Annotated in this window: 6 protein-coding genes; 1 reads left to right on the forward strand and 5 read right to left on the reverse strand. The window is 74.1% G+C overall.

Annotation, left to right across the window (positions count from 1 at the left end; genetic code table 11):
- Window positions 1–142 precede the first annotated feature (142 nt).
- From scpB to CBZ_RS06190, 5 genes are all read right to left on the reverse strand, one after another.
- Window positions 143–832, reverse strand: a complete 690-nt coding sequence (gene scpB, locus CBZ_RS06170; protein ID WP_246013095.1) for an SMC-Scp complex subunit ScpB — start codon at window positions 830–832, stop codon at window positions 143–145.
- Complete coding sequence (locus CBZ_RS06175) at window positions 829–1,806, reverse strand: segregation and condensation protein A (RefSeq protein WP_130780707.1); 978 nt, start codon at window positions 1,804–1,806, stop codon at window positions 829–831. Before CBZ_RS06175 ends, scpB begins: the two co-directional genes overlap by 4 nt.
- The gene (locus CBZ_RS06180; RefSeq protein WP_130780708.1) at window positions 1,790–2,656 is read right to left on the reverse strand and encodes a ParA family protein; all 867 of its coding nucleotides are present in this window, start codon (window positions 2,654–2,656) and stop codon (window positions 1,790–1,792) included. The genes CBZ_RS06175 and CBZ_RS06180 overlap by 17 nt, the downstream gene beginning before the upstream one ends.
- A 73-nt stretch (window positions 2,657–2,729) precedes the next feature.
- Window positions 2,730–3,698 carry a tyrosine recombinase gene (locus CBZ_RS06185; RefSeq protein ID WP_130780709.1) on the reverse strand — a complete coding sequence of 323 codons (969 nt, stop codon included), beginning with the start codon at window positions 3,696–3,698 and terminating at the stop codon, window positions 2,730–2,732.
- Between the two features lie 6 nt (window positions 3,699–3,704).
- Window positions 3,705–4,604 (reverse strand): heme o synthase, encoded by a 900-nt coding sequence (locus tag CBZ_RS06190; RefSeq protein WP_130780710.1) that lies wholly within the window; start codon window positions 4,602–4,604, stop codon window positions 3,705–3,707.
- A 458-nt stretch (window positions 4,605–5,062) separates the two neighbouring features.
- On the opposite strand from CBZ_RS06190, the gene CBZ_RS06195 reads away from it, so the two are divergent.
- Window positions 5,063–6,182: thiamine pyrophosphate-binding protein (locus CBZ_RS06195; protein WP_507762209.1), on the forward strand; the 1,120-nt coding region annotated here is incomplete at its 3' end.

Consider the following 6,182-nt stretch of genomic DNA (forward strand, 5'->3'; position numbering starts at 1 on the left):
GTCCCGGCACCGCCGGAGCGGCCTCCGCCACCGGTGCCGCCGGAGCGGCCTCCTCCGGTGCCGCCCGGGCGGCCGCTGCCGCCGGTGCCGCCGTGACGTCCCGAGGACGCTCCCGGCCTGTCGCCTCGCCGCTCCTGCGGACTCATCTGGTCTCTCCGATCGCCTGGTCGACACCGTCGAGCGCGTCGATGTCCGGCAGGTAGGGGGCAAGCGGGGGCAGCTCGTCCAGGCTGGACACCCCCATGCGCTCCAAGAAGTATCCCGTGGTCGCGTACAGCAGCGCGCCGCTCGTCGGGTCGGTGCCGACCTCGGCGACCAGACCGCGCGCCGTGAGGGTGCGGACGACCCCGTCGACGTTGACGCCGCGGACCGCGGACACCTGCCCGCGGGTCACCGGCTGCCGGTACGCGATGACGGCGAGCGTCTCGAGCGCGGCCTGCGTGAGCCGGGCGGTCTGACCCTCGAGCACGAACCGTCCGACCACGTCGGCGTACGCGGGCGCGGAGTAGATGCGCCACCCCTCCCCCGCCCGGCGCAGCTCGAAGCCGCGAGGGCGACCGGCACCCGCGCCGCGGTAGTCGGCCGCGAGCTCGTGGAGCAGGTCCTCGACGCGGTCCAGAGGCAACGCGAGGACCGCGGCCAGCCGCACCGCGGGGATGGGCTCGTCGGCGACCATGAGGACCGCCTCGAGCGTCGCGAGCGCGCCACCGGGCAGGTCGTCGACGTCGAAGGCGAGCTCGTCGGCGCCCGGCGGCTCCGCGTCGGCCGGCGGCGTGACGTCGGCGTCGACGGGGGCGACCGGGTCGGCCGCGGCGTCCAGGGGGTCGGTCATGAGGCAGGTGCTCCCTCGTCGGACGGGGTGTCGGGCGGAAGGGCGGGCGGTGACGGCTCCGGGTCGGCCGGCCCATCGACGGCGGCGACCACGTCCCCGCCCGCGGCCGTCCCCGCGGTCGTGTCGAGCTGGTCGAAGTCGTCCGACACCTCGACGTCCCCGTCCTCGGTGCCGGTCCACCGCACGGTGAGCTCGCCGAGCGCCTCGACCTGGTCGAACGCGACGGCGCCCTCCCGGAACAGCTCGAGAAGCGCGAGGAACCGGGCGACGACGACCACGGTCGCGTCGGCGTCGGCGGTCAGCGCCCGGAACGACGCCGCACCCGCGTGCCGGAGCCGGTCGACGAGGACCGCGGCCTGCTCGCGGACGCTCACCGCGGGGGCGTGCAGGTGGCTGATGTCGACGCCGGGCGGGGGCTGCCGGGGTGCCAGGGCCCGGGCGGCGAGCCGCGCGAGCTCCTCGGGCCCGATCTGCCAGACGAGCTCGGGCAGCAGCGCCGCGAGGTGCGGCTCGAGCGTCACGGTGCGCGGGAAGCGGCGTCCCTCGGTCGCGAACCGCCCCTCGAGGTACGACGCGACCTGCTTGTAGGCGCGGTACTGCAGGAGCCGGGCGAACAGCAGGTCACGCGCCTCGAGCAGCTCCAGGTCCTCTGCGTCCTCGACCTCGGCCGACGGCAGCAGGCGCGCGGCCTTGAGGTCGAGCAGCGTCGCGGCGACGACGAGGAACTCGCTGGCCTGCCCCAGGTCCCAGTCGCGCTCGTGCGTGCGGATGTACCCGACGAACTCGTCGGTCACGCGACCGAGCGCGACCTCGGTGATGTCGAGCTTGTGCTTCGCGATGAGGCCGAGCAGGACGTCGAACGGCCCGCTGAAGTTGTCCAGGTGGACCTGGAAGCCGTGCGTGCCCGCCGGCGCCGCGTCGGCGTCGGCCGTCTGCTCGGGCGGGACCGCGCGCTCGTCAGGCGGCGTCGCCACGGGCGACGAGCTCACGCGCGAGCTGCCGGTAGGCCGCCGCACCGGCGTGCGTCGGGGCGTAGGTGGTGATGGGCTCCGCGGCGACCGTCGCGTCGGGGAACTTCACGGTCCGGCCGATGACGGTGTGCAGCAGCGTGTCGCCGAACGCCTCGTGGACACGCGCGACGACCTCCCGCGCGTGCAGCGTCCGCGAGTCGTACATGGTCGCGAGGATCCCGTCGACCTCGAGCCGCGGGTTGAGCCGGTCGCGGACCTTCTCGATCGTCTCGATGAGCAGGGCGACGCCACGCAGCGCGAAGAACTCGCACTCGAGCGGGATGATCACGCCGTGCGACGCGGTGAGGGCGTTCACGGTGAGCAGCCCGAGCGACGGCTGGCAGTCGACCAGGACGACGTCGTAGTCGTCGAGCACGGGGCGCAGCACGCGCGACAGGACCGACTCGCGGGCGACCTCGCCGACGAGCTGGACCTCGGCGGCCGACAGGTCGATGTTCGCGGGCAGCAGGTCGAGGCCGGGCGTGGCCGTCGAGCGCAGGACCTCCGCGATCGTCGCGTCACGCTCCATGAGCAGGTTGTAGACGGTCCGGTCGAGCTCATGCGGGCTGACGCCCAGGCCGACGGACGCCGCGCCCTGCGGGTCGAAGTCGACGACGAGCACCCGGCGGCCGTACTCGGCGAGCGCCGCCGCGAGGTTGATGGTGGTCGTCGTCTTGCCGACGCCGCCCTTCTGGTTGCACATCGCGATGACGCGCGCGGGGCCGTGCGACGCGAGCCGTGCCGGCTCGGGGAACGTGGGCAGCGCGCGTCCGACGGCGTCGAGCTGCGGTTCGGTCGTCTGCTGGCTCACCACGCGGGACAACCTACCGGAGCGGAGCGCGCGCGGGCCGTGCGACAGACCGTGCGGACACGAATCGGGCCGCGGGTCACCGCGCGTGCGGGTGGGCGGCCGCGTACGCCGCCCGCAGCGCCTCGTCACGCGCCGTCGCGTACAGCTGCGTCGTCGACACCGAGGCGTGCCCCAGGAGCTCCTGCACGACGCGCACGTCCGCGCCGCCCGCGAGCATGTGCGTCGCGAACGAGTGCCGCAGCGTGTGCGGCGAGATGCCGTCCGCGTCGGGCAGGCCGGCGCGGTGCGCGGCGGCCCGCAGCACCGCCCAGGCGCTCTGCCGGCTGAGGCGCGCGCCGCGCGAGTTGAGGAACAGGGCGACGCGGTCCGCGTCGGGCGCGCCGGTCGCCAGCACCGGCCGCGCATCCGACAGGTACCCGTCGAGCGCCTCGAGGGCCTTCGTGCCCAGCGGGGTCATCCGCTGCTTGCCGCTGCCCACGGCCAGGCGGACCGCGGCGTGCCGGGCGCGACGGTCCACGTCCACCAGGTCGAGGCCGACGACCTCGGAGATCCGCGCCCCGGTCGAGTACAGCAGCTCGAGCAGCGCGCGGTCGCGGGCCGGGACGGGTCCCTCGCCGTGCCCCGCGGCGTCCAGCAGCCGGTCGACGTCCTCGACCGTCATGGCCTTGGGGAGTCGTCGGGGCAACGAGGGCGTGCGGACCTCGCGGGCCGCGTCGTCGACCGTGATCCCGTCCCGCGCGAGGAAGCGGTGCCAGCCGCGCACCGCCGCGACGAGCCGCGCCGCGGACGACTCCGACAGCGGCCGGCGGCCGTCCGACCCGGACCGCACGGCGTCGACGAAGCCCTCGACGTCCTGCCCGGCGATCTCGTCGGGCGCGCGCCGCCCGATCGACTCCAGGAACGCAACGTAGCGCTCCAGGTCACGCTGGTACGCGAGCAGCGTGTTGTCCGACAGGCCGCGGTCCGCCAGATGCCGGACGTATCGGGCGAGCGCAGGGCGGAGAGCGCCCCCACGGCCGAGGGCGTCCTGGTCGGGGTCCGTCACCGGGCGTCAGAGCGGCAGGAAGACGTCCACCGCGATGGCGACGGACAGCAGGGTGAGGTACGTGATCGACCCGTGGAAGACCGTCATGGCGCGGAGCTTGCCGCGCGCCGGGTCGTTCGCCCGGCGCAGCAGCGTCAGGCAGGACCACAGGAACCAGCCGCCGAGCGCGGTCGCCACGACGGCGTAGACCCACGTCATCCCTGCGACCGGGACGAGGAGCAGCGTGCACGCGATCATCGCGACCGTGTACGCGACCATCTCCCGCGCGACCTTCGTGTCCTTCGCGACGACCGGCAGCATCGGTACGCCCGCGGCCGCGTAGTCGTTGCGGAACTTCATCGACAGCGGCCAGTAGTGCGGCGGCGTCCAGAAGAAGATGACGCCGAACAGCACCAGCGGCGTCCACGACACCCCGCCCGTGACGGCCGACCAGCCGATGAGGACCGGCATGCAGCCCGCCGCGCCGCCCCACACGATGTTCTGCGGCGTGCGCCGCTTGAGGATCATCGTGTAGCCGACGACGTAGATGAGGATCGCCGCGGCGGTCAGCCACGCGGACGCCGGGTTGACCACGAGCCACAGCCACGCGAGCGACAGCACCCCGAGGGTCAGGCCGAACAGCAGCGCCGCCCGCGGGCTGATCTCCCCCGTCGCCGTCGGACGCCGCTTCGTGCGGTTCATGACCTGGTCGATGTCGCGGTCGATGTAGCAGTTGAGGACGTTCGCCGAGCCGGCGGCCGCAGCCCCGCCCACGAGCGTCGCGAGCACCAGCCCGAGGCTCGGGAAGCCGCCCTGCGCGAGGATCATCGTCGGCAGCGTCGTCACCAGCAGCAGCTCGATGACGCGCGGCTTCGTCAGCGCGACGTAGGCGCTCAGCACGCGCCGGGCCCGGGCCCACCCCGTCAGCGGGGCCGACGGACCGGCCGGCTCGGGCGCAGCCGTCAGGCGCGGACGCGGCGTCGGCGCGGCCGACGCTCCGGCGTCGTCGACTGACAGAGGACTGCTGAGGCGCACGCGCTGCGGTTCCGTTCCTGGTCCGGCGGGGGTCTTCTCGCGCTGCCATGCTACGGCCTGGACCAAGGTCCCGGGTGGCCAGGACGCCCCGAACGTGGCGCGCCGTGGTGTGAGATCGGTCGCTGCGGCAACCGTCCACGCCTGGCCGCGACGCCCTGGACGCACGCTTTCCCGGCGCGTGGGCACGGTGAACGCCCGACCCCGCGTGAGATATAGGCTCGACGGCGCAGGGATCGTCGGCCGTCGCCCCCCACGGCTCGCGCCACGGCCCGCCGGCACCCCGTCGCGGGTCGCCGCCAGTACGTCGGAAACAGACACCCGGCCGCCGGTGCGGGTGGGAATGAGGTGCGGTGAACGCGAAGGCCCCCCTGGCGGAGACTGTCGGCTGGACCGACCTGGACCTGCGAGCCGTCGACACGGTGCGTGTCCTGGCCGCGGACGCGGTCGAGAAGGTCGGCAACGGCCACCCCGGGACCGCGATCAGCCTCGCGCCCGCGGCCTACCTGCTCTACCAGAACGTGCTCCGGCACGACCCGACCGACCCGCACTGGCTCGGCCGCGACCGCTTCGTGCTCTCCGCCGGCCACTCGGCGCTCACCCAGTACATCCAGCTGTACCTCGGCGGCTTCGGGCTCGAGATCGAGGACCTCCAGGCCCTGCGCACGTGGGGCTCCAAGACCCCCGGGCACCCCGAGTACCGCCACACGGCTGGCGTCGAGATCACCACCGGCCCCCTCGGCCAGGGCCTCGCGTCCGCCGTCGGCTTCGCGATGGCGCAGCGGCGCGAGCGCAACCTCCTCGACCCCGGCGCGGCGCCCGGCACGAGCCCGTTCGACCACTACACGTACGTCATCGCGTCCGACGGCGACCTCCAGGAGGGCGTCACCAGCGAGGCGTCGTCCATCGCCGGCACGCAGGAGCTCGGCAACCTCGTGGTGCTGTGGGACGACAACCACATCTCGATCGAGGGCGACACCGAGATCGCGTTCACCGAGGACGTCCTCAAGCGCTACGAGGCCTACGGCTGGCACGTGCAGTTCGTCGACTGGACCGCCGGCGGCGAGTACCGCGAGGACGTCGACGCGCTGCACGCCGCGATCGAGGCCGCCAAGGCCGTCACCGACAAGCCGTCGTTCATCGGCATCCGCACGCTCATCGCGTGGCCGACGCCCAACAAGACGAACGACCACTCGTCGCACGGCTCCAAGCTCGGCACCGAGTCCGTCCGGGGCCTCAAGGAGCTCCTGGGCTTCGACCCCGAGGCGTCCTTCCCCGTCGAGCCCGAGGTGCTCGCGCACACCCGCGCGCTCGCGGACCGCGCCGCCGCCGCCCGTGCCACGTGGCAGGAGGGCTTCGACGCCTGGCGTGCCGCGAACCCGGACAACGCCGCGCTGCTCGAGCGTCTCGTCGAGCGCCGCCTGCCCGAGGGCTGGGAGGCGGCGCTGCCCGTCTTCCCCGCCGGCAAGGCCG

Source organism: Cellulomonas biazotea, assembly GCF_004306155.1.
GTDB lineage: Bacteria > Actinomycetota > Actinomycetes > Actinomycetales > Cellulomonadaceae > Cellulomonas > Cellulomonas biazotea.

Coding starts and splice junctions, on each gene's coding strand:
- scpB (WP_246013095.1), bottom strand. CDS start 832: ATGACCGACCCCCTGGACGCCGCGGCCGACCCGGTCGCCCCCGTCGAC.